The 23,273-nt window shown below is 70.7% G+C and carries 15 protein-coding genes; 12 read left to right on the top strand and 3 right to left on the bottom strand.

Annotated features, from left to right (window positions below):
• Positions 1–159: 159 nt before the first annotated feature.
• From ABZV42_RS14355 to hflX, 3 genes are all read left to right on the top strand, one after another.
• Complete coding sequence (locus tag ABZV42_RS14355) at positions 160–2,355, top strand: HD domain-containing protein (RefSeq protein WP_356052080.1); 2,196 nt, start codon at positions 160–162, stop codon at positions 2,353–2,355.
• A 378-nt stretch (positions 2,356–2,733) separates the two neighbouring features.
• Complete coding sequence (locus tag ABZV42_RS14350) at positions 2,734–4,230, top strand: M1 family metallopeptidase (protein WP_355987859.1); 1,497 nt, start codon at positions 2,734–2,736, stop codon at positions 4,228–4,230.
• Positions 4,231–4,540: 310 nt separating this feature from the next.
• On the top strand, positions 4,541–6,037 hold the full coding sequence (hflX, locus tag ABZV42_RS14345) for a GTPase HflX (RefSeq protein ID WP_355987857.1): 1,497 nt from the start codon (positions 4,541–4,543) through the stop codon (positions 6,035–6,037).
• Positions 6,038–6,196: 159 nt separating this feature from the next.
• Here the strand turns inward: hflX and ABZV42_RS14340 are convergent, their stop codons facing one another.
• Entirely contained in the window at positions 6,197–7,426 is a 1,230-nt protein-coding gene (locus tag ABZV42_RS14340; protein WP_355987855.1) for a hypothetical protein, read from the bottom strand.
• Positions 7,427–7,773: 347 nt separating this feature from the next.
• On the opposite strand from ABZV42_RS14340, the gene ABZV42_RS14335 reads away from it, so the two are divergent.
• The 4 genes from ABZV42_RS14335 to ABZV42_RS14320 all read left to right on the top strand — a co-directional run bounded on the left by ABZV42_RS14335 (position 7,774) and on the right by ABZV42_RS14320 (position 14,764).
• Positions 7,774–9,240: a diaminobutyrate--2-oxoglutarate transaminase family protein gene (locus ABZV42_RS14335; RefSeq protein ID WP_355987852.1), complete on the top strand. Its 1,467-nt coding sequence runs from the start codon at positions 7,774–7,776 to the stop codon at positions 9,238–9,240.
• Positions 9,241–9,700: 460 nt separating this feature from the next.
• Complete coding sequence (locus tag ABZV42_RS14330) at positions 9,701–11,584, top strand: IucA/IucC family protein (protein WP_355987934.1); 1,884 nt, start codon at positions 9,701–9,703, stop codon at positions 11,582–11,584.
• A 39-nt stretch (positions 11,585–11,623) separates the two neighbouring features.
• Positions 11,624–12,466, top strand: a complete 843-nt coding sequence (locus ABZV42_RS14325) for a GNAT family N-acetyltransferase (RefSeq protein ID WP_356052078.1) — start codon at positions 11,624–11,626, stop codon at positions 12,464–12,466.
• 231 nt (positions 12,467–12,697) lie between these two features.
• Positions 12,698–14,764, top strand: a complete 2,067-nt coding sequence (locus ABZV42_RS14320; RefSeq protein ID WP_355987848.1) for an ATP-dependent DNA helicase — start codon at positions 12,698–12,700, stop codon at positions 14,762–14,764.
• Between the two features lie 432 nt (positions 14,765–15,196).
• On the opposite strand, the gene lexA is transcribed toward ABZV42_RS14320, so the two are convergent.
• On the bottom strand, positions 15,197–15,973 hold the full coding sequence (lexA, locus tag ABZV42_RS14315; protein ID WP_103549644.1) for a transcriptional repressor LexA: 777 nt from the start codon (positions 15,971–15,973) through the stop codon (positions 15,197–15,199).
• 518 nt (positions 15,974–16,491) lie between these two features.
• On the opposite strand from lexA, the gene nrdR reads away from it, so the two are divergent.
• The 3 genes from nrdR (at position 16,492) to ABZV42_RS14300 (ending at position 21,114) form a co-directional block, all read left to right on the top strand.
• Positions 16,492–17,043 (top strand): transcriptional regulator NrdR, encoded by a 552-nt coding sequence (gene nrdR / locus ABZV42_RS14310; protein WP_356052076.1) that lies wholly within the window; start codon positions 16,492–16,494, stop codon positions 17,041–17,043.
• Between the two features lie 162 nt (positions 17,044–17,205).
• The gene (locus tag ABZV42_RS14305; protein WP_355980921.1) at positions 17,206–20,103 is read left to right on the top strand and encodes a vitamin B12-dependent ribonucleotide reductase; all 2,898 of its coding nucleotides are present in this window, start codon (positions 17,206–17,208) and stop codon (positions 20,101–20,103) included.
• A 330-nt stretch (positions 20,104–20,433) separates the two neighbouring features.
• The gene (locus ABZV42_RS14300; protein WP_355980923.1) at positions 20,434–21,114 is read left to right on the top strand and encodes a DUF6215 domain-containing protein; all 681 of its coding nucleotides are present in this window, start codon (positions 20,434–20,436) and stop codon (positions 21,112–21,114) included.
• Between the two features lie 66 nt (positions 21,115–21,180).
• Here ABZV42_RS14300 and ABZV42_RS14295 read toward each other — a convergent pair whose 3' ends face one another.
• Positions 21,181–21,714: a TerD family protein gene (locus tag ABZV42_RS14295; protein ID WP_355980925.1), complete on the bottom strand. Its 534-nt coding sequence runs from the start codon at positions 21,712–21,714 to the stop codon at positions 21,181–21,183.
• A 154-nt stretch (positions 21,715–21,868) separates the two neighbouring features.
• Here ABZV42_RS14295 and ABZV42_RS14290 point away from each other — a divergent pair, with 154 nt between their 5' ends.
• Positions 21,869–22,474 carry a YdbC family protein gene (locus tag ABZV42_RS14290; protein ID WP_355980927.1) on the top strand — a complete coding sequence of 202 codons (606 nt, stop codon included), beginning with the start codon at positions 21,869–21,871 and terminating at the stop codon, positions 22,472–22,474.
• A 130-nt stretch (positions 22,475–22,604) separates the two neighbouring features.
• The gene (locus tag ABZV42_RS14285; RefSeq protein WP_355980929.1) at positions 22,605–23,264 is read left to right on the top strand and encodes a histidine phosphatase family protein; all 660 of its coding nucleotides are present in this window, start codon (positions 22,605–22,607) and stop codon (positions 23,262–23,264) included.
• Positions 23,265–23,273 lie beyond the last annotated feature (9 nt).

Raw genomic sequence — 23,273 nt, 5'->3', positions numbered from 1 at the left:
GAATGGGTGATCCGTTTCACGCTCGGCGAGAGGCGGTCAGCCGGGCGTGGTGGGGTCGGTAGCATCAAGCACCGGCCCGGACGGGGGATCGACACCATCCCCTGAGCCGAGTACGCCATGGGGCACCCGTCCGCCGGTCTGACGCAGCCGGAGGTGCCCATGAGTGCGGAGGCGACGAATCCCGCGACGCCAGGCCCCGTCACGCCCGCCAGCCAGCACACGGCGGCACTGGAGCCCGGAGTGCCCGCGGCGCACCGCAAGAAGGCGCGGCCCCGGATCGACCTGCGCAGGCTGGGGCGGGCCGCACTGCTCGGGCCCACGGCCCGCGACCGGATGCCGGACGCGATCGGGCATGTGGCCGAGGCCCACCGCGCCCACCACCCCGACGCCAAGCTGGAACCCCTGCGCCGGGCTTGGGTGCTCGCGGAGTCCTCGCACCGAGGCCAGATGCGCAAGAGCGGCGAGCCGTACATCACCCACCCGCTCGCCGTGACCCTGATCCTCGCCGAACTCGGCGCCGAGACGACGACGTTGACCGCCTCTCTGCTCCACGACACCGTCGAGGACACGGAGGTGACGCTCGATCAGGTCCGTGAGGAGTTCGGCGACGAGGTCTGCTATCTGGTCGACGGCGTCACCAAGCTGGAGAAGGTCGACTACGGAGCCGCCGCCGAACCCGAGACCTTCCGCAAGATGCTGGTCGCGACCGGCAACGACGTCCGGGTCATGTCGATCAAACTCGCGGACCGGCTGCACAACATGCGGACCCTCGGTGTCATGCGCCCCGAGAAACAGGCGCGCATCGCCAAGGTGACCCGCGACGTGCTCATCCCGCTCGCCGAGCGCCTCGGCGTGCAGGCGCTCAAGACCGAGCTGGAAGACCTCGTCTTCGCGATCCTGCACCCCGAGGAGTACGAGCACACCCGGGAGCTCATCTCCGAGAACGCGGGCCGCGACGACGACCCCCTCGCGGAGATCGCCGAGGAGGTGCGCGTGGTTCTCCGCGAGGCCGGGATCCAGGCCGAAGTCCTCATAAGGCCACGGCACTTCGTATCCGTGCACCGGGTGTCGCGCAAACGCGGTCCGATGCGCGGCGCCGACTTCGGGCGTCTTCTGGTGCTCGTGAACGAGGACGCCGACTGTTACGGGGTTCTCGGCGAACTGCACACCTGTCTCACCCCGGTGGTCTCGGAGTTCAAGGACTTCATCGCCGTCCCCAAGTTCAACCTGTACCAGTCGCTGCACACGGCCGTCACCCGCGGCGACGGCCAGGTCGCCGAAGTCCTCATCCGCACCCACCAGATGCACAAGGTCGCCGAGGCCGGAGTCGTCGCGCTCGGCAATCCCTACACCGCGCCGTCGGAGGACCAGCCGGACGGCGGCGGGGACCGCCCCTTCGACGGTGAGCGCGCCGACCCCACCCGCCCCGGCTGGCTCTCCCGGCTGCTCGACTGGCAGCAGGGCGCCCCCGACCCGGACACCTTCTGGTCCACGCTGCGCGAAGACCTCGCCCAGGACCGGGAGATCACCGTCTTCCGCGCCGACGGGGGCTCGCTCGGCCTTCCGGAGGGCGCCAGTTGCGTCGACGCGGCCTACGCGCAGTACGGCGAGGACGCGCACGCCTGCATCGGCGCCCGCGTCAACGGCCGCCTGGCGACGCTGAGTACGGTCCTGAGAGACGGCGACACCGTTCAGCTGCTCATGGGGCAGGACCCCGCCTCCGAGCCGTCCAGGGAGTGGCTGGAGCACGCGCACACCCCTGCCGCGCGCATCGCCATCCAGCGCTGGATGGCCACCCACCCCGCACCCGGCGCCGAGGAGGCGTCCCCGGCCTCCGCGACCGGCCGCCGGCCGCCCCTCGCGGCCCCGCCCCGCCCGACCGAGACGCAGTCCGCCCGCCCCGCGAGCGCCGTCGCCGACCTGCCCGGCGCGTCCGTACGCATGGCCGGCTGCTGTACGCCGGTACCCCCCGACGAGGTGACCGGCTTCGCCGTCCGCGGGGGAGTGGTCACCGTGCACCGCGTCGAGTGCGCCGGAGCGGCGCGCATGAAGACCGCGGGGCGCCCGGAGGTGGGAGTGCGCTGGGGGGACACCACCGAGTGCCGTGTCACCCTGGTCGCCGAGTCGTTCGGACGCCCGCACCTGCTCGCCGATCTCACCGAGGCCATCGCGGCGGAGGGGGTCGCCATCGTCTCCGCGACCGTCGAACCCCCGAGCCAGCAGCGCGTCCGCCACACGTACACGCTCCAGCTCCCGGACGCCGCACACCTCCCGGGCCTGATGCGCGCGATGCGCAACGTACCCGGCGTGTACGACGTGAGCCGCCCCCAGCACCCGGCGACCGCGGCCCAGTAGACCGGGCGACGGCGCCCCGGGGGACGGCGAACGGACAACGGATTGGGTGGCGCAGGCCCGGCGGTGGAGGTCGGACAGCGGATGTACGGCGCAGGCCCGGCGGCTGAGGCCGGACAGCGGACCGTACGCCGGAGGCGCGGCGGCCGAGGTCGGCCGGGGGACCATGTGGCGGAGGCCCGGGGGCGGACCGGGGGACGGGGACTGCTCAGGGGCGGCGATCGGCCGGCGTACCGCGACTTGGTGATCCGGAGGAGCGTGCGCGGGCGTCCGCGTCCGGCGGTCGTGTGCCGGTGCCGATGAGCCCGGGCACCTACCCTTTCGGGTGGGCCGGGTGCGAGTCGGCGGCGCGGACGTGGTGCGCGCTGGTAGCCGTGGTCCATGCCGCTCAACGCCATCCCCACGCCCGCACGTCCGAGGAGCCGCCGCGTCACGGCGGCCCTGCTCGCCTCGGCCGTCTCCGTCTGCCTGATCGCCGCGAGCGCCCCGGACCCGGCCGTGCCCCTGGGAGTCGGCGACCGCCTCTTCCCCACGCTCGGCAACCCCGGGTACGACGTCGAGTCGTACGACCTCGACTTCACCTACCCCGGCGGCAACGACAAGCCGCTCGCGGCCGTCACCACGATCGACGCGCTGACGACGGAACCGCTCGACCGCGTCAACCTCGACTTCGCGCACGGGACCGTCCGCTCCGTCGACGTCAACGGAGCCCCCGCCCGCTTCGCGAAGGCCGGCGAGGACCTGGTGGTGACGCCGTCCGAGCCGCTGCCCGCCGCGAGCCCGCTGCGCATCACCGTGCGCCACACCAGCGACCCGGTGAGCGCGAAGGGCCAGGACGGCGGCTGGGTACGGACCAAGGACGGGCTCGCGATGGCCGGCCAGGCCGACGCCGCGCACCTGGTCTACCCGTGCAACGACCACCCCTCCGACAAGGCCCTGTTCACCATCCGCGTCACGGCCCCCGACCGGTACACGGTCGTCGCCAACGGGCTGCCCGAGGGCACCCGGCGGGCCCGCGGGGCCACCACCTGGACGTACCGGACCGAGCACCCCATGGCCACCGAGCTGACCCAGGTGTCCATCGGCCGCTCCGCCGTCCTGCACCGGGAGGGGCCGCACGGGCTGCCCGTGCGGGATGTGATCCCCCGCGCCGACCGGGCGGCGCTGGAACCGTGGCTGCGCAAGACTCCCGGCCAGATCGCCTGGATGGAGAGCAAGGTCGGACCGTACCCCTTCGAGACCTACGGGCTCTTGATGGCCCAGGCGCAGACCGGCTTCGAGCTGGAGACACAGACTCTGTCGCTCTTCGAGAAGGAGCTCTTCACCCAGCCCGCCTACCCGAAGTGGTACGTCGACTCGATCATGGTGCACGAGCTGTCGCACCAGTGGTTCGGCGACAGTGTCACCCCCCGCGCCTGGTCCGACGTATGGCTCAACGAAGGGCACGCCACCTGGTACGAAGCCCTGTACGCCGAGGAGAAGGCGCACAAGCCCATGGAGAAGCGGATGAAGGCCGCCTACCGGCTGTCCGACTCCTGGCGTGCCGCCGGCGGGCCGCCCGCCAGGCCCAAGGGCCCCAAGCCCGGCCAGAAGATCAGCATCTTCCGGCCGAACGTCTACGACGGCGCGGCCCTGGCCCTGTACGCGCTGCGCCAGGAGATCGGGCACCGGGCCTTCGAGCGCCTTGAGCGGACGTGGGTGAGCGTCAACCGCGACGGCGTGGCCTCGACGGCCGACTTCGTGGACCTCGCCTCCGCCGTCGCCGCACGCGATCTGCGCGGGTTCTTCAAGGTATGGCTGTACGGCGAGAAGACGCCGCCGATGCCGGGGCACCCGGACTGGAAGAGCGACGCCCCGAAGGCACGCAAGCACGCGTGACCAGGCGGCGCGGCCGGGAACCCGCAGCGACGGAGAGTGCCCTCGGAGCGACGGGGAGCGCCCCCGGAACGCCGGGACCTGGTGCACGCCGGACACCCTCGGGAAGGGATGCCCGCGGGTGTCCGGCGGGTCACGATAAGTCGCGTGACGAGCCCGGCGGTGCCGTGGGACCATCTTCGAGCCGGCGGCACGGCCCCCTCCGGAGGGTCGGCCGGGCCGGAACCGGGAATCTCCCGGTGGCCTCGGACGTTGTTCCCTGTGGGGTCGGCTTTCGCCGGCCCGCAGCCCGACCCATCTACGTAAGGATCCAATGACCTCCTCTTCTTCCCCTTCCCAGGACGCGCAGAACTCCGCGCAGAACTACCCCGAAGGTCTTCGGGCCGATGCCCTGATGGAAGAGGACGTCGCCTGGAGCCACGAGATCGACGGAGACCGGGACGGCGAGCAGTTCGAACGCTCCGAGCGCGCGGCCCTGCGCCGTGTGGTGGGCCTCTCCACCGAGCTCGAGGACGTCACCGAGGTCGAGTACCGACAGCTCCGCCTGGAGCGCGTCGTCCTCGTCGGTGTCTGGACCACGGGGACCATCCAGGACGCGGACAACTCGCTGGCCGAGCTGGCCGCGCTCGCGGAGACCGCGGGAGCACTCGTGCTCGACGGCGTCGTCCAGCGCCGTGACAAGCCCGACGCGGCCACGTACATCGGCTCCGGCAAGGCCAACGAACTCCGGGACATCGTCATCGAGACCGGTGCGGACACCGTGATCTGCGACGGTGAACTGAGCCCCGGCCAGCTCATCCACCTCGAGGACGTCGTCAAGGTCAAGGTCATCGACCGTACGGCCCTGATCCTCGACATCTTCGCCCAGCACGCCAAGTCCCGGGAGGGCAAGGCGCAGGTGGCGCTCGCGCAGATGCAGTACATGCTGCCGCGCCTGCGAGGCTGGGGTCAGTCGCTGTCCCGTCAGATGGGCGGCGGCAAGGGCGGCGGACTCGCCACCCGTGGTCCCGGTGAGACCAAGATCGAGACGGACCGGCGCCGTATCCGCGAGAAGATGGCGAAGATGCGCCGGGAGATCGCGGACATGAAGACCGGTCGCGAGATCAAGCGCCAGGAGCGCCGCCGCAACAAGGTGCCCTCGGTCGCCATCGCCGGTTACACCAACGCCGGCAAGTCGTCCCTGCTCAACCGCCTCACGGGCGCGGGCGTCCTCGTCGAGAACGCGCTGTTCGCGACCCTCGACCCGACCGTGCGCCGGGCCGAGACCCCGAGCGGGCGGCTGTACACCCTGGTCGACACGGTCGGCTTCGTACGGCATCTGCCGCACCACCTGGTCGAGGCGTTCCGCTCCACCATGGAGGAGGTCGGGGACTCCGACCTGATCCTGCACGTCGTGGACGGCTCGCACCCGGCACCGGAGGAGCAGCTGGCCGCGGTGCGCGAGGTCATCAGTGACGTCGGCGCGACCAAGGTGCCCGAGATCGTGGTGATCAACAAGGCGGACGCGGCGGACCCGCTGGTCCTCCAGCGTCTGCTGCGGATCGAGAAGCGCTCCATCGCGGTCTCGGCGCGCACGGGCCAGGGCATGAACGAACTCCTCGCCCTGATCGACAGCGAGCTGCCGCGCCCCTCGGTCGAGGTCGAGGCGCTCGTTCCGTACACGCACGGCAAGCTGGTCGCCCGCGCCCACACCGAGGGCGAGGTGATCTCCGAGGAGCACACCGGGGAGGGCACCCTGCTCAAGGTGCGGGTTCACGAGGAACTGGCGGCGGACCTCGCACCGTACGCCGCCGCCCCGGCGCTGCGCTGAGACAACCCGACCGGTCCGCCGACGGGCGGCCGCCTCGGACACGGCAAGGCCCGCCCCATTTCGAGGGGGCGGGCCTTCGCCATGTACGGGACTGTCCGCACCGGCCGGCACTCACGCGGACGGGGTTGCCTACGGGCCGCCCCCGTCACGTCGTGCGCGTCACCGCCCGGCGAACTTCGCGCTCACCGAGGTGTACACGCCCTTGGCCACGTCGCCCAGCCGCGGACCCGCGAGCCAGCCGAACTTGACCGGGCCGATCGAGGTGTTGGACACCAGCGCAGGCTTGCCGTCCGAACCCGTGGCCACCCAGCCGCCGCCCGAGGAACCGCCGGTCATCGTGCAGCCGATGCGGTACATCGTCGGGTCGGACTGCGCGACCGAGAGCCGGCCCGGCTTGTCCGTGCACTGGTACATCTTCTGTCCGTCGAACGGCGCCGCGGCCGGGTATCCGGTGGCGGTGAGGCTCGACACCTGGGGCACGGCCGGAGCGTTGAAGTTCACCGGCAGCGCCGAACCGACCGTCTCCTCAAGGGACTTGCCGTTGCCGCCCTTCTCCGGCGTCACATGCAGCACGGCGTAGTCGTACGAGGCCCCCTGGCCGCCCGTCGAGCCACCCTGCTCGATCCACTGGTCCGAGGTCTGCGCCCAGTCGCTCCACCAGACACCGTAAGGAGCGACCTCCTGGCGCGGGGCGCTCTCCAACTGCGCCTCCGTCCGGCCCTGGTCGTTGTAGGACGGGACGAAGGCGATGTTGCGGTACCAGCCGCCCTTCTTGCCGGCGTGCACACAGTGGCCCGCGGTCCACACGAGGTTGGACTTGCCCGGGTGCGCCGGGTCCTCGACCACCGTCGCCGAGCAGACCATCGTGCCCTCGGGGGAGTCGAAGAAGACCTTGCCCGCCTCGGGCACGCTGGCGTGGTACGACGTCTTCACGGCCTGCGCCGTCACCGGGGCCGGTTCCGGGTCGGTGACGCCCTGGTCACCGCTGAGGTCGTTGTCGTTCACGCCCTTGTTCTTGTCCGGGTCGTCGGCACGGCGCATACGGGACGGGTCCCAGAGGCCCTTGATGATCGGGTTGACGAAGTCGTCGGCCTGGCGCAGCCATTCGTCCTTGTCCCAGTTCTTCCAGGCGCCGCCCTTCCACTTGTCGATGTCGATGCCGTGCTCTTTGAGCTTGTTCTTGATGTCGTCCGGGATCTGGATCTTTCCGTCGCCGCTCTGGGTCGCGGTCGCGGTCGGCTCACCGCTCGCCGTGTCGCTGCCCGAGCCGCAGGCGGTGGCCGTCAGCGTCAGGGCCGCGACGAGGCCGACGGCGGCCAGGGCGGGGGACGTTCTGCGGCGCGCGCTCCTGCCTCGACGGGCGGCGAAGGGCGGGCGTATGGATCGCATGGTGTAACTCCCCCTGGACGTATGGGAACTGTGCGGTGTGTCTGCGGGCGCCTGAGCGGTTCGTCCGGCGCGGCCGAACGGCAACACAGACTATGCGGTCGTCATGAGGGACGCCCGACGGAACGGCAACGGTTCAGCTACGAGGGCGTGCCCGCGCCGTCCTCGGGTTTCTGACGGACAGTCATCGAAGTGGCCACACCGGTCCTCCCCGGCAAAGAACGGGTAAGGAACCCCGGACTCACCCGCTTCTCAACGCCACCGGCGTCGTTGGTACGTACGGGGGGCCTGCCGTCTGCGTCCGGACCTTCCTGCCAACTCGCCTCTGAACAGCGGGAGGACCTGAAGTCGTGGCCGTGACCGAGTCAGCGATGGTGCCGGTGGGGGCGCCAGGGGAATCCGAAGGAGCGCGGGACACCGGCGCCGGAGCGGCCGAGCGGGCGCGCGCGGCGCACGAGGGCATTCTGCGGCGCCAGTCGGCGCGCGAATCGGCGGCACGCACCTACGCGCGCGCCCTTCCGATCGTTCCGGTACGAGCCCGCGGGCTGACGATCGAGGGTGCCGACGGGCGCCGTTATCTCGACTGTCTCTCCGGAGCCGGGACCCTGGCCCTCGGGCACAACCATCCCGTCGTCCTCGAGGCGGTCAGGAAGGTCCTCGACTCGGGGGCACCCCTGCACGTCCTGGATCTCGCGACACCGGTCAAGGATGCCTTCACCACCGAGCTGTTCCGCACGCTTCCGCCGAGGTTCGCCGAGCGCGCCCGGGTCCAGTTCTGCGGACCGGCCGGGACGGACGCCGTGGAGGCCGCGTTCAAACTGGTGCGCACGGCCACCGGCCGCACCGGCATGCTCGCGTTCACCGGCGCCTACCACGGGATGACCGCGGGCGCGCTCGAAGCGTCCGGCGGCGCGACCGACGTACGCGTCGCGCGCCTGCCCTATCCGCAGGACTACCGTTGCCCGTTCGGCATCGGCGGCGACCGCGGCGCCGAACTCGCCGCGCGCTGGACGGAGTCCCTCCTCGACGACACCAAGTCGGGCGTTCCGCTCCCCGCCGGGATGATCCTCGAACCCGTCCAGGGCGAGGGCGGGGTCATTCCGGCGCCTGACACCTGGACACGGCGGATGCGCGAGATCACGCAGGACCGGTCCATCCCGCTGATCGTGGACGAGGTCCAGACGGGCGTGGGCCGCACCGGCACGTTCTGGGCGGTGGAACACAGCGGGATCACCCCGGATGTGATGGTGCTGTCCAAGGCCATCGGCGGCAGCCTGCCGCTGGCCGTCATCGTCTACCGCGACGACCTCGACGTCTGGGAGCCCGGCGCCCACGCCGGCACCTTCCGCGGCAACCAACTGGCCATGGCCGCCGGCACCGCCACCCTGGCGTACGTCCGCGAGAACGGCCTAGCCGAACGCGCGGCGACGGTCGGCGCCCGCATGCTGGAACGACTGCGCTCGCTCGCCGCGGAGTTCCCCTGTGTCGGCGACGTACGCGGCCGCGGCCTGATGATCGGCCTCGAACTCGTGGACCCCGAAGGGCAGCCGCATCACGCCCCCGACGGCCCCCTCCCCGCCTCTCCCGAACTCGCCGCCGCCGTACAGCGGGAGTGCCTGCGGCGCGGCCTGATCGTGGAACTCGGGGGCCGCCGGTCGAGCGTCGTACGGCTCCTTCCTCCGCTGACGATCAGCGACGAACAGGCGTCCGCCGTGCTCGACCGGCTCGCGGACGCCGTGATCGCGGTCAGCTCGGCGACTCCCGGGGACCGGCACCCCGGGAGGGATGCGGCAGGAAGCGCCGACGGTCCTCCGTGACGGCCGGCCGCCGTCCCGCCCGGCCCACCACCCCTCCCCGCTTCCGCTCCCCGGCAGCCGGCCAGGAACGCCAGGAGTGCGACGCACCCCGGCTCCGGCCCGGTCTCGTCGCGCACGAGCCCGAACGACCCGCAAGGAACCACTCGTGAACGCCACCCCCGCACCCGACAGCCCTCCCACCCCGTACGAGCGAGCGGCCGACGGCACACCGGCCCCGCAACTGCCCGGACCGGAGTCCGTTCCCCGGCAGAAGGCGCCGGAGTGGGCGCCCGAACGGCCGGGCGGGGCCGCCGTCGAACTGCTGGACCTGCCGGGTCGGCGGGATGCACCGGATCTGCCGGGTCGGCTGGATGTGCCGGACGGTTCGGCTGTGTCGGACGGGGCGGCTCTGCTGGATGTGGCGGACCGGTCGGATGCGCCGGACGGTTCGGCTGTGCCGGACAGGTCGGCTCTGCTGGATATGGCGGACGGGTCGGTTCTGTCGGACGGGTCGGCTGTGCCGAACGGGTCGGACGGGGCGGCTGCGCCCGATCCGCTGGACCACGCCGACATCCGGACGGCGGCGCAGGCGGCGGCGGTCGAGAACCTGCTGCGCTGCTGGGTACGGGAGAACAACCTGGCCGCCCCCCACGACGGCACGCTGCGTATCGCGCTGCCCGCCAGCGGCGCGACCCTGCTCGTTCCCGTCCACCACTGGTCCCGCTCCGGGTGGCACCGCTTCGGGCTTCCCCTCCTCGCCGGCGCTCCCGAACAGGCACCTGCCGTCGACGCGGTGACAGTGGCGGCCCTGCTCGCACGGCAGACGGCCCCCGGGGCCGACGCCCCACCCCCGGACAGCCGGCAGAGCCCTGCCGGCCCGGACAGCCCGGCTGGTGAAGGCACCGATCTCGTGGGCCGCGTCGCCGACTCGGTCCGGCGCACCGCGGTGTTCATCAGGGACCGCAGGGAGCACCCCGCCGACCCGGCCGACCGCTTCCTCGCCGCGGAACAGGCGCTCCTCCTCGGCCATCCCCTGCACCCGACCCCGAAGGGGCGCGACGGCCTCTCCGACGCGGAGAGCAGGCTCTACTCACCCGAGCTGCGCGGCTCCTTCCGCCTGCACTGGATGGCGGTCGCCCCCTCGGTACTGGCCTCCGACTCGGCCTGGACGGAGCGCGGCCGCCCCGTGCCGGCCGAGCAGCTGACCCTGCGGCTGGCGGGGCCCGGCGTCTCGCTCCCGGCCGGCTGTGCCGCCGTACTGCCCCTGCACCCGTGGCAGATGCGCGAGGTCCGGTACCGTCCTGAGACCGCGGCCCTGCTGGATGCCGGACTGCTCCACAACCTCGGTCCGCAGGGCGCCCCATGGCATCCCACCTCGTCCGTCCGCACCGTCTACCGCACCGGCGCCCCCGCGATGCTGAAGCTGTCACTGGGGCTGCGCATCACCAACTCCCGCCGGGAGAACCTCCGCAAGGAACTCCACCGCGGCGCGGAGGTCCACCGCCTGCTGCGCGGCGGCCTGTTCGCGCAGTGGCAGTCCGTGCACCCCGGCTTCGACATCGTCCGCGATCCGTCCTGGCTCGCCGTCGACGGCCAGGACGGCGCCCCGGTCCCCGGGCTCGACGTGATGATCCGCCACAACCCGTTCGGGCCGGCGCACGACGTCGGCTGCGTCGCCGGGCTGGTCTCACCCCGGCCGTACGCCCGGCCGGGTACGCACACCCCGGCCGGCCGCGGCCCCTTGATGCGCTCCCGGCTCAGCGAGATCGTCACCGGTCTCGCGGACCGGACCGGCCGCCCGCGCGGCGCCGTCGCGACCGAGTGGTTCCTGCGGTATCTCGAACAGGTCGTACGCCCCGTGCTCTGGCTGGACAGCGAGGCGGGCATCGCGCTGGAGGCGCACCAGCAGAACACCCTGCTCCTGCTGGACGCGGACGGGTGGCCTACGGGCGGGCGCTACCGCGACAACCAGGGCTACTACTTCCGCGAGTCCCGGCGTGCGGAACTCGATCGCCGACTGCCCGGCATCGGTGCGCAGAGCGACACGTTCGTCTCCGACGAGGTCACCGACGAACGCTTCGCCTACTACCTCGCCATCAACAACGTGTTCGGCCTCATCGGGGCGTTCGGCTCCCAACGGCTCGCCGACGAGAGCCTGTTGCTGGCAGCGTTCCGGCGTTTCCTGGGCGGCGTGGCCACCGGTCCGGCCCGGCTGCGCACCCCGCTGCCCGCCCTGCTGCTCGACTCACCCGTCCTGCGCTGCAAGGCCAACCTGCTCACCCGGCTGCACGGCCTCGACGAACTCGTCGGTCCCGTCGACACCCAGTCCGTCTACGTCACCATCTCCAACCCCCTCCATTCCTGAGGAACATGACCCATCCCGTCTCCCGAGAGGAGCGTCGTCGTGTCTCCCACCGATGAGAGCACCGACGCCGGCACCGCCCGCGCCACCCGAGCCGACCGAGGATCAGGGCCCCGCGCGGGCACCGGCTTCGACCCCGGCACCGGCACGGACTGCGAGGACACGCTCGAGCTGCGCCTTTCCGACGAACTGATCGCACTGTTCGCCGGGGGCGCCGGGGGTACCGGGTCGGGGGACGGGGCCGAGGAGGGGGCCCCGGACGCGACCCCCGGCAGATTTGCGCACGGCGTCCCGGACGGGAGCCCGGACGACGACGATCTGCTCGACCGCGTCGGCGGCTGGGGGCCGGCCAGGACACCGGCTGGCGTCCTCCACCTCGTCCCGGTGCGGGCGGGCCGCGACCTCGCTCTCCTCCACCGCTGGATGAACGACCCCGCCGTCGCGGAGTTCTGGGAACTGGCGGGACCCGAGGCCGTGGTCGAGGAACATCTGCGCCGGCAGTTCGACGGCGACGGACGCAGCGTCCCGTGTCTCGGAGTGCTGGACGGCATTCCGATGAGCTACTGGGAGATCTACCGCGCGGATCTCGATTCCCTGGCGCGCCACTATCCCGCCCGACCCCACGACACGGGGATCCACCTCCTCATCGGCGGGGTCGCCGACCGCGGGCGAGGCCTCGGCTCCACTCTGCTCAGAGCCGTCGCCGACCTCGTACTCGACAAGCGTCCCGCGTGCGCCCGTGTCGTCGCCGAACCCGACCTCCGCAACACCCCCTCCGTGTCCGCGTTTCTGAGCGGAGGCTTCCGGTTCTCCGCCGAGGTCGATCTGCCCGGCAAGCGGGCCGCGCTCATGATCCGGGACCGGGCCCTGCGCGATCTGCTGTAGAGCGGCCGTTCCCGGTCCACCGGCCGCCCGTCCCGATCCGGTTCCCCGCCGAGGAGTCGTCTCCGTGCCCCATCCCTCCGCCGTCCCGGACGCCCGGGAGAGGCCCGCCTCCCACGGTCCGTCCGAGCCGCACCAGGACCCCGCGGCCGGGCCCGGACCCCGCTTGATCACGTCGTCGGTTCCGGGCTTGATCACTCGGTTGTCAGTGGCGACCCGTAGGCTGGCAGCGCTATGACAAAGCCCTCCCTCCCCGAACTCCTGCATGCTGCCGTCACCGCTGTCGGCGGTACGGAGCGCCCCGGCCAGGTGACGATGGCCGAATCCGTCGCCGCCGCCATCGACGACAGCTCCCACCTGCTGATCCAGGCGGGCACCGGCACCGGAAAGTCGCTCGGCTACCTGGTGCCCGCGCTCGCGCACGGTGAGCGGGTGGTCGTGGCGACCGCCACCCTGGCGCTCCAGCGCCAGCTCGTGGAGCGGGACCTGCCGCGCACCGTCGACGCGCTGCATCCGCTGCTGCGCCGCCGCCCCGAGTTCGCGATGCTGAAGGGCCGGTCGAACTACCTGTGCCTGCACCGCCTGCACGAGGGGGTGCCGCAGGACGAGGAAGAGGGACTCTTCGACCCGTTCGAGGCGGCCGCGCCCACCAGCAAGCTGGGACAGGACCTGATGCGGCTGCGCGACTGGTCGGACGAGACCGAGACCGGAGACCGCGACGCCCTCACACCCGGTGTCTCCGACCGGGCCTGGGGTCAGGTGTCCGTGTCCTCCCGGGAGTGCCTCGGCGCCACCAAGTGCGCCTACGGAGCGGAGTGCTTCGCCGAGATGGCCCGCGAGCGTGCCAAGCTCGCCGAGGTCGTCGTCACCAATCACGCGCTGCTCGCGATCGACGCCATCGAGGGCGCGCCGGTCCTGCCGCAGCACGAGGTGCTGATCGTCGACGAGGCCCACGAACTGGTCTCCAGGGTCACCGGCGTCGCGACCGGCGAGCTCACGCCGGGGCAGGTCAACCGTGCTGTGCGCCGTGCCGCGAAGCTCGCCAACGAAAAGGCCGCCGATCAGCTCCAGACGGCCGCCGAGGGCTTCGAGCGCCTGATGGAGCTTGCTCTGCCGGGTCGGCTGGAGGAGATCCCGGAGGACCTCGGGTACGCGCTGATGGCGCTGCGTGACGCCGCCCGCACGGTGATCACCGCCATCGGCTCGACCCGTGACAAGTCCGTCCAGGACGAGGACGCCGTACGCAAGCAGGCACTGGCGTCCGTCGAGGCCGTGCACGCCGTGGCGGAGCGGATCGCCAACGGCTCCGAATGGGACGTCGTCTGGTACGAGCGTCACGACCGCTTCGGAGCCTCGCTCAGGGTCGCTCCGATGAACGTGTCCGGGCTCCTCAGGGAGAAGCTCTTCGCCGACCGGTCGGTCGTCCTGACGTCCGCGACCCTAAAGCTCGGCGGCGACTTCAACGGCGTGGGAGCGTCGATGGGGCTCGCCCCGGAAGGCACCGAGGGCGATGACCTCCCCCAGTGGAAGGGTGTCGACGTCGGCTCGCCCTTCGACTACCCCCGGCAGGGCATCCTGTACGTCGCCCGGCATCTGTCGCGCCCCGCGCGGGACGCCGACCGGGGGGACATGCTGGACGAGCTCACCGAGCTGATCCAGGCCGCCGGCGGCCGCACGCTCGGTCTGTTCTCCTCGATGCGCGCGGCCCAGCTCGCGGCGGAGGAACTGCGGACCCGCATCCCCGAGTATCCGATCCTGCTCCAGGGCGAGGAGACGCTCGGCGAGCTGATCAAGAACTTCGCGGCCGACCCGAAGACCTGTCTGTTCGGCACTCTCTCGCTCTGGCAGGGCGTTGACGTGCCGGGCTCCAGCTGTCAGCTGGTCGTCATGGACAAGATCCCCTTCCCCCGCCCCGACGACCCGCTGATGAGCGCACGCCAGAAGGCGGTCGAGGAGAAGGGGGGGAACGGCTTCATGGCCGTTGCCGCCACGCACGCCGCACTCCTCATGGCCCAGGGTGCCGGCCGTCTCGTGCGGGCCACGGGGGACCGGGGTGTGGTGGCCGTGCTGGACCAGCGTCTGGCCACGGCCCGCTACGGCAGCTATCTGAAGGCCTCGCTGCCCGACTTCTGGTACACCACGGACCCGGGCCAGGTCCGCAGATCCCTCGCGGCGATCGACGAGAAGGCCCGGACGGCCGAACAGGCAGCCGACAAGGCGAACGAGACGGACAGGTCCGACGGCGGGGCCGACGAGGTCGCCGAGTCGGAGCAGGAGGAGACGGCCCCGGGGGACGAGTAGCGCGTCCCAGACCCTGCACATGCACCTGAGGCCCATGAGACGTCCTGGCCTCAGAGGCAAGGCGTGTGGGGCCCTGCCGGGCGTGCGGGCTCCCAGGGCCAAGACGTGGGCCGCTTCACCGGACGTCGGCGGCGTCGCAGGGCGTGCTGGGCCCCGGGGTCCAGACGTGTGTGCCTCGCTGGGTGTGGCCGGCCCCAGTGCCAAGACCTCTGTGGCTTCACCGGGCGGGAGAAGTTCCGGAGCGCGCGCCCGTCACGTCCGGAGGACGGCAGCCTCCCGGGCCCGTGACGCGGCGGCGGCCCGACGTCCAGGACCCCGCGGTCGGACGGCCGGTCAGGGCCAGGGGCCAGTGAACGCACAGGACCCCGGAACCGGCGCAGTTGGTTCCGGGGCCCGGTCAGGGGCGGAGGCGGCGAACCGCCCGTCGCGGTGTCACACCCGGCGCAGTACGGCGACGACCTTTCCGAGGATGGTCGCCTCGTCACCGGGGATCGGCTGGTACGCCGAGTTGTGCGGCAGCAGCCACACATGCCCGTCCTCGCGCTTGAAGCGCTTCACCGTGGCCTCGCCGTCCAGCATCGCGGCGACGATGTCACCGTTCTCGGCGACCGGCTGGCGGCGGACCGTCACCCAGTCCCCGTCGCAGATGGCGGCCTCGATCATCGAGTCACCCACGACCTTCAGGACGAACAGCTCTCCGTCGCCGACCAGCTGGCGGGGGAGAGGGAACACGTCCTCGACCGACTCCTCGGCGAGGATCGGGCCACCGGCGGCGATACGGCCGACGAGCGGCACGTAGGACGCGGCCGGTTTGCCCGCCGTGTCCGTCGGCTGGACCGAGGACTGGTCGGAACCCCGCACCTCGTACGCGCGCGGGCGGTGCGGGTCCCGCCGCAGGAAGCCCTTGCGCTCCAGTGCCATCAGCTGATGTGCGACGGAGGAGGTGCTGGAGAGGCCCACGGCCTGTCCGATCTCCCTCATCGACGGCGGGTAGCCGCGCCGCTGCACGGAGTCCCGGATCACCTCGATCACCCGGCGCTGCCGGTCCGTGAGTCCCGAGCTGTCGGCCCGGATGCCTGGAGGTCGGCCAGGCAGGGAGCGCTTTGGCCCCTCATGATTCGCGGCTTCGTTCATCACATGCACCGGCTCGAGTCGGCCCTGGGAGCGGTCCTGGGCGGTGATGGTGGCGCTGTCTGCGGTGGTGGTCACGTCGGCCCCTCTCGATGGTCTCCCTGCTGGACAACGGTAGTTGCTTTCGAAAGGTTGCGCCAAACACACGTTCGAGTGAAAAACCGCCAATTGCCTGACGTGAGCATGTGTCCGGGTGTATGGCTGGTGGCGGTCCTCGCGGGCGAAAGGGGCTGTCGCTGTGCCCTTCACCGCTGAAGGCGGTGGCCGTACGGGCTGACCTGGGCCGCCGCCCAGTCTGCCATCCGATGGCCGGCCGGCCGGGAAGCGGCTCCCTTCCGTGCGTCGACCACGCTATCCCCGCGTGTCCGGGATGGGTATGCCTGTGCGGCCCGTGCCCTTACGTGTACGACACGCGCGTCGTGGGCGAATTCATGAGTCGATCCCCACATCTAGTGGTTGGATTGCGGAGGCATCCCAGAAGTTGTGGTCCCCCGGGTCTCCGGACCGTCGGGCATCGCCTATGCTTGAGGCTGCTTCGAGGGGCCCGTGAGGTCCCGCGAGGTTTCTGAGTCGTGCTGTGAAGGAGGGTTGGAGCCATGCACTGCCCCTTCTGCAGGCACCCGGACAGCCGCGTCGTCGACAGTCGTACGACCGACGACGGCACGTCGATCCGCAGGCGCCGCCAGTGCCCAGATTGCTCCCGTCGTTTCACGACCGTGGAGACGTGCTCGCTGATGGTGGTGAAGCGCTCCGGTGTGACCGAGCCCTTCAGCCGCATCAAGGTCATCAACGGCGTGCGCAAGGCGTGCCAGGGGCGGCCCGTCACCGAGGACGCGCTCGCGCAGCTCGGCCAGCGGGTCGAAGAGGCGGTGCGAGCCACCGGAAGCGCCGAGCTGACCACCCACGACGTGGGGCTGGCCATACTCGGACCCTTGCAGGAACTCGACCTCGTGGCGTACATGAGGTTCGCGTCCGTGTACCGGGCCTTCGACTCGCTCGACGACTTCGAAGCCGCCATCGCGGAACTCAGGCAGGTGAATCAGCGCCCCGCCGCGGACGACGACGTCCCGGACGCGGTGCGCCAGGAGAGCGATCACAGGTCCGGCGGAACCGCGGAGGTTCCCGTGCCGGCCGCCGTCGCCGACTGACCGCGGACCGGACCCTCCGGGGCGTCCGGGCCCGCCCGCGGGCGGCGACCACAGACTTGCAGCGCACGGCCGTACCAACGGCGTGCGCGGCATCAGACACAGACGGTGCCACGGGAAGTTCGCGGCACTTCAGCGCGTTTTAGCCTGTAACTGGGAGGCGGCATGACAGAGACGGCGAGCGGTCCGGCACGAGGTTCCCGCGCGAAGAGCGGAGCCAAGGCCAGCAAGGGACTGCGCATCGAGCGCATTCACACCACCCCCGGCGTGCACCCGTACGACGAGGTGGAGTGGGAGCGCCGTGACGTCGTCATGACCAACTGGCGCGACGGCTCGATCAACTTCGAGCAGCGTGGCGTCGAGTTCCCCGGCTTCTGGTCGGTGAACGCGGTCAACATCGTCACCAGCAAGTACTTCCGCGGTGCCGTCGGCACCCCGCAGCGCGAGGTGAGCCTCAAGCAGCTCATCGACCGCATCGTGAAGACGTACCGGAAGGCCGGCGAGGACTTCAAGTACTTCTCGTCGCCCGCCGACGCCGAGATCTTCGAGCATGAGCTGGCGTACGCCCTCCTGCACCAGATCTTCAGCTTCAACAGCCCTGTCTGGTTCAACGTCGGTACCCCCCAGCCCCAGCAGGTCTCCGCCTGCTTCATCCTGTCCGTCGACGACTCCATGGATTCGATCCTCGACTGGTACAAGGAAGAGGGCATGATCTTCAAGGGCGGCTCAGGCGCCGGCCTGAACCTCTCCCGCATCCGCTCCTCCAAGGAGCTCCTCTCCTCGGGCGGCAACGCCTCGGGTCCCGTCTCCTTCATGCGCGGTGCCGACGCCTCGGCAGGAACCATCAAGTCGGGCGGCGCCACCCGCCGCGCGGCCAAGATGGTCATCCTGGACGTCGACCACCCCGACATCGAGGACTTCATCGAGACCAAGGTCAAGGAGGAGGAGAAGATCCGCGCCCTGCGTGACGCGGGCTTCGACATGGACCTGGGCGGCGACGACATCACGTCCGTCCAGTACCAGAACGCCAACAACTCGGTCCGCGTGAACGACACCTTCATGAAGGCGGTCGAGGAGGGTGGCACGTTCGGCCTCACCTCGCGCATGACCGGAGAGGTCATCGAGAAGGTCGACGCCAAGTCGCTCTTCCGCAAGATGGCCGAGGCCGCCTGGGCCTGCGCCGACCCGGGTATCCAGTACGACGACACGATCAACCAGTGGCACACGTGCCCGGAGTCCGGTCGTATCAACGGATCGAACCCGTGCAGCGAGTACATGCACCTGGACAACACGTCCTGCAACCTCGCCTCGCTGAACCTGATGAAGTTCCTCAAGGACGACGGCAAGGGCCACCAGTCCTTCGACGTCGAGCGCTTCGCCCAGGTCGTCGAGCTGGTCATCACCGCGATGGACATCTCCATCTGCTTCGCCGACTTCCCCACCGAGAAGATCGGCGACAACACCCGCGCCTTCCGTCAGCTCGGCATCGGCTACGCCAACCTCGGCGCCCTGCTGATGGCGACCGGCCACGCGTACGACTCCGACGGCGGTCGCGCCCTCGCCGGCGCCATCTCCTCTCTGATGACCGGTAGGTCGTACAAGCGTTCCGCCGAGCTCGCCGCGGTCGTCGGCCCGTACGACGGCTACGCCCGCAACGCACAGCCCCACCAGCGCGTCATGAAGCAGCACGCCGACGCCAACACCACGGCCGTCCGTATGGACGACCTGGACTCCCCCATCTGGGCCGCCGCCACGGAGGCCTGGCAGGACGTGGTCCGCCTCGGCGAGAAGAACGGCTTCCGCAACGCGCAGGCCTCCGTCATCGCCCCGACCGGCACCATCGGTCTGGCGATGTCCTGCGACACCACCGGCCTCGAGCCCGACCTCGCCCTGGTCAAGTTCAAGAAGCTGGTCGGCGGCGGCTCGATGCAGATCGTCAACGGCACCGTGCCGCAGGCCCTGCGCCGCCTGGGTTACCAGGAGGAGCAGATCGAGGCGGTCGTCGCCCACATCGCCGAGAACGGCAATGTCGTCGACGCCCCCGGCCTCAAGCCCGAGCACTACGAGGTCTTCGACTGCGCCATGGGCGAGCGCTCCATCTCCGCGATGGGCCACGTCCGCATGATGGCCGCGATCCAGCCGTGGATCTCCGGCGCGCTCTCCAAGACGGTCAACCTGCCGGAGACGGCGACCGTCGAGGACGTCGAAGAGGTCTACTTCGAGGCGTGGAAGATGGGCGTCAAGGCGCTCGCGATCTACCGCGACAACTGCAAGGTCGGCCAGCCCCTCTCCGCCAAGACCAAGGAGAAGGAGAAGGCCGCGGTGACGGCGAAGGCCGAGGACACCATCCGTAGCGCGGTCGAGAAGGTCGTCGAGTACCGCCCGGTCCGCAAGCGTCTGCCCAAGGGCCGTCCCGGCATCACCACCTCCTTCACGGTGGGCGGCGCCGAGGGTTACATGACCGCCAACTCCTACCCGGACGACGGTCTCGGCGAGGTCTTCCTGAAGATGTCGAAGCAGGGCTCCACCCTCGCGGGCATGATGGACGCCTTCTCGATCGCCGTCTCGGTCGGCCTCCAGTACGGCGTGCCGCTGGAGACGTACGTCTCGAAGTTCACCAACATGCGCTTCGAGCCGGCCGGCATGACGGACGACCCGGACGTGCGGATGGCGCAGTCGATCGTCGACTACATCTTCCGCCGCCTGGCGCTGGACTTCCTGCCCTTCGAGACGCGTTCCGCCCTCGGCATCCACTCCGCCGAGGAGCGCCAGCGTCACCTGGAGACGGGCTCGTACGAGCCCTCCGAGGACGAGCTCGACGTCGAGGGCCTGGCCCAGTCCGCGCCCATCGCGCAGGAGTTGAAGCCCGTCGCGGTCCCCAAGGTCGAGCCCGTCGCGGCCGAGCCCGCGCCGAAGCAGGTCCGCACCAGCGCCGAGCTGGTGGAGATGCAGCTGGGCATCCAGGCCGACGCCCCGCTCTGCTTCTCCTGCGGTACGAAGATGCAGCGGGCCGGGTCCTGCTACATCTGCGAGGGCTGCGGTTCGACGAGCGGTTGCAGCTGACCGGGCGCCGATTCGGCGAGCGGTCGCGGCTGACACCGAGCGCCTTTCGGGCGTGAACAGCTGATCAGGGCGGTGGAGCGGGCAGTCGGCTCCACCGCCCCCGGCGTGGGCCGGCCAGGTGCCGCCGTGCTCGGAGGCGGGCTCGTCGCATGCGCCGGCTCCGGGTGTCGTATGCGGTGACACGACGGGTGTCCTGTGCGGTGACGCGACGGGTGTCCTGTGCGGTGACGCGACGGCCAGAAGCCCGGTGGAATTCGCCTTTCCCGCGAAACGATCAACGGCTAGTCTCCCTGCGCGCGCACGGAGCGCGCGCGGGGGAGGGCGGGGGACATGGCCGACAAGGTGGCCGGATCGAAGAGAGGCCTGAACGCGGGGGTTCAGGCCTTCGCGGCGGTGGCGCTGGTCGCGGGCGTCACGGGGGGCATATGGGGGCTTTCGCGGGTCCTTCCGAACAACGGCGGCACCGATGAACCGGCCACCTGCTCCGACGGGCACAGCGCCCCGCCGGCGAAGCACGTCTCCGGAGCGCAGCTGTGCCAGGCACTGAACCGCCCGGACCTGGCGGCCCTCCTCGGGACGCCCGACGAGCACGCGCGGACGGCCGACGGCAACGACAGCTGGATCACCCTCGACGGTGGCACCAGGATCGCCAGCCCTGAAGCGAACGTCACGCTGAAGACCTACTCGGTGAAGCTGTCGGCCTCGGACGACCGGCTTTCGGTCACCCAGGGCCTCGATCTGCTGCCGAAGGCCGAGCCGAGGCAGATCCTGGGTCACCCGGCGGTCCTGTACTCGGACCGGACGATCGCCCTCACCTTCGGCTCCGGCAAGGCCGAGAGCGGCCCCGGCGGCATCGCCCGCAGCCTGCTGGTCGCCAAGGACGCGAAGGGGGGCGGCGGTTCGTTCGAGATCGCCGTCTGGCGTCAGGACGACGTGGCACCCGACGACGCGGCGCTGTTCCGCGTCGCCGAGCTGGTGCTGCCGACGGTCCCGGGCTGGAAGAGCGGCTGAGCGCCCGCCGCGGGGCGAGCCCGGGAAGGCCCGCACAGCACGGACAGGAGGGCGCCGGGCGGCGCCTCACGCCTCCTGAGGGCTGCCCATGACCCTGGCGAAGGTCGCCGGGTCGGTGTCGAAGCCGTGGATGCCCGCGTGGAACGTCCACTCCCCGGAGTGGTCGCGCACGAACTCCCCGATGGTCGCGGCCGTCGAGCCCAGGACGTCGCCGAAGTCGCCCTGGGTCAGGACGGTGTAGCCCTCGCGCAGGCGGAAGCCGGGGTTGAGGACGCCGACGAACGTCCGCGCCTCGGTGCGCTGCTGGATGAGGACACCGACGACCACGCGCGTGTAACGGCTGTCCAGGCGGTCGAGCTCCAGCGTCATGACCTCGTCCCAGCCGAAGCCCTTGCCGTCCTTGCTGTCGCGGTTCAGATAGATGGTGCCGTCCGGCGAACGGCTGCCGAAATACACCACATAGTCAGGATTCCCCTGCGGCGCGGACGCCAGATACGTCGCCGCGACGATGTCGAGATCGGTCGCGGGCTCACCCACGGGACTGGGATCCCATTTGATGGCCAACTCGGCCTTGCGGATCCCCTTGTTGAGACCGTTCACCGGAAGTCCCCTCCCCGTTCCTCAGCAGTCACCGGACCAACTCCCCTGAGAGTAGGGCCGGTTGTCCATCGTGCCATGCGCGCCGGGGCGTGCGCCCGCATCCACTCCGCCGGAGCGTGACCGGCGCCACGTTCCGGGGCCTTACGATGGCGCGGTGCTGGTCAAGTGGATTCGCTGCACCGTGGTGGACCGCCGCGGTTTCGAACGGGGGCAGCGAAGGTGGGCGGGGCTTCTGGGGGAGCCGGGATTCCGGGGACAGGGGGGAGGCTGGAGTGTGGGGCGGTCCGGTGTCGCGCACATCTTCTCGTTCTGGGAAAGCCGCGCCTTCTACGACTCCTTCATGGCCCGGTCCCATGATCGCCTCGCCGCCTCGCAGTCGGGCACCTTCAAGGACTCCCAGGTCAAGCTGTTCGACTATCGCTTCGACGTGAAGACGGGCTTCGAGCCGCGCTTCACGGACTCCGACACGGTCCGGGTCGCGCACTGCCGTGTCCACGAGGAGCGCGCGGAGCACTTCGCGCTCATGCAGGAGAAGGTCTGGAACCCCGCCATGGCCGGTTCGCCAGGGATGATCCGGGGCATGTTCGGCGAGGCGCCCGGCAGCGAGTTCCTGGTCCTGTCGATGTGGCAGTCGTCCGCCGAGCACGGAAAATACCGTGCCGAGCGGCTGGAGAGACTGGCGCTGCGCGCCCAGCTCGAGGCCGACATAGTCGCCCTCGCGGGGGACGTGGTGCAGCTGGAACCGGGCTGGATCGTCTGACGGCATCGTCTGACGGCAACCCCTCGTCGGGCGGCATGAGGCGAACTGATGTGCGGGGGATGGTGTGACCTGCGCCTTATGAGACCCGTACGACCACTCGAACAGGCCCGACACGATCTAGGGTCTTGGCATGGCACGACCACGGCGCATCGTCCTTGTCCGGCACGGCGAGTCGGTGGGCAATGCCGATGACACCGTGTATGAACGCGAGCCCGACCACGCTCTGGCGCTCACGGAAACGGGGTGGCAGCAGGCGGAGGACACCGGCAAACGGCTGCGCGAGCTCTTCGGCAGCGAGCGCGTAAGCGTTTACGTCTCTCCCTATCGCCGTACCCACGAGACATTCCGCGCCTTCCACCTCGACCCCGGTCTCGTCCGGGTGCGCGAGGAACCGCGACTGCGCGAGCAGGACTGGGGCAACTGGCAGGACCGTGACGACGTACGTCTCCAGAAGGCCTATCGCGACGCGTACGGGCACTTCTTCTACCGGTTCGCGCAGGGCGAGTCCGGCGCCGACGTGTACGACCGGGTCGGCGGCTTCCTGGAGAGCCTGTACCGGAGCTTCGAGGCCCCCGACCACCCGCCGAACGTGCTCCTGGTGACCCATGGCCTGGCCATGCGGCTGTTCTGCATGCGCTGGTTCCACTGGACGGTCGCCGAGTTCGAGTCGCTCTCCAACCCGGGGAACGCGGAGGTGAGGATGCTCGTTCTGGGGGAGGACGGCCGGTACACCCTCGACCGTCCCTTCGAGCAGTGGCGCGAACCGGAATCGTACGGAGCCACCGGATAGAGTGGCAGG

Source organism: Streptomyces sp. NPDC005281 (assembly GCF_040607495.1).
Lineage (GTDB): Bacteria > Actinomycetota > Actinomycetes > Streptomycetales > Streptomycetaceae > Streptomyces.
This window is presented reverse-complemented; position numbering and strand designations above follow the sequence as displayed.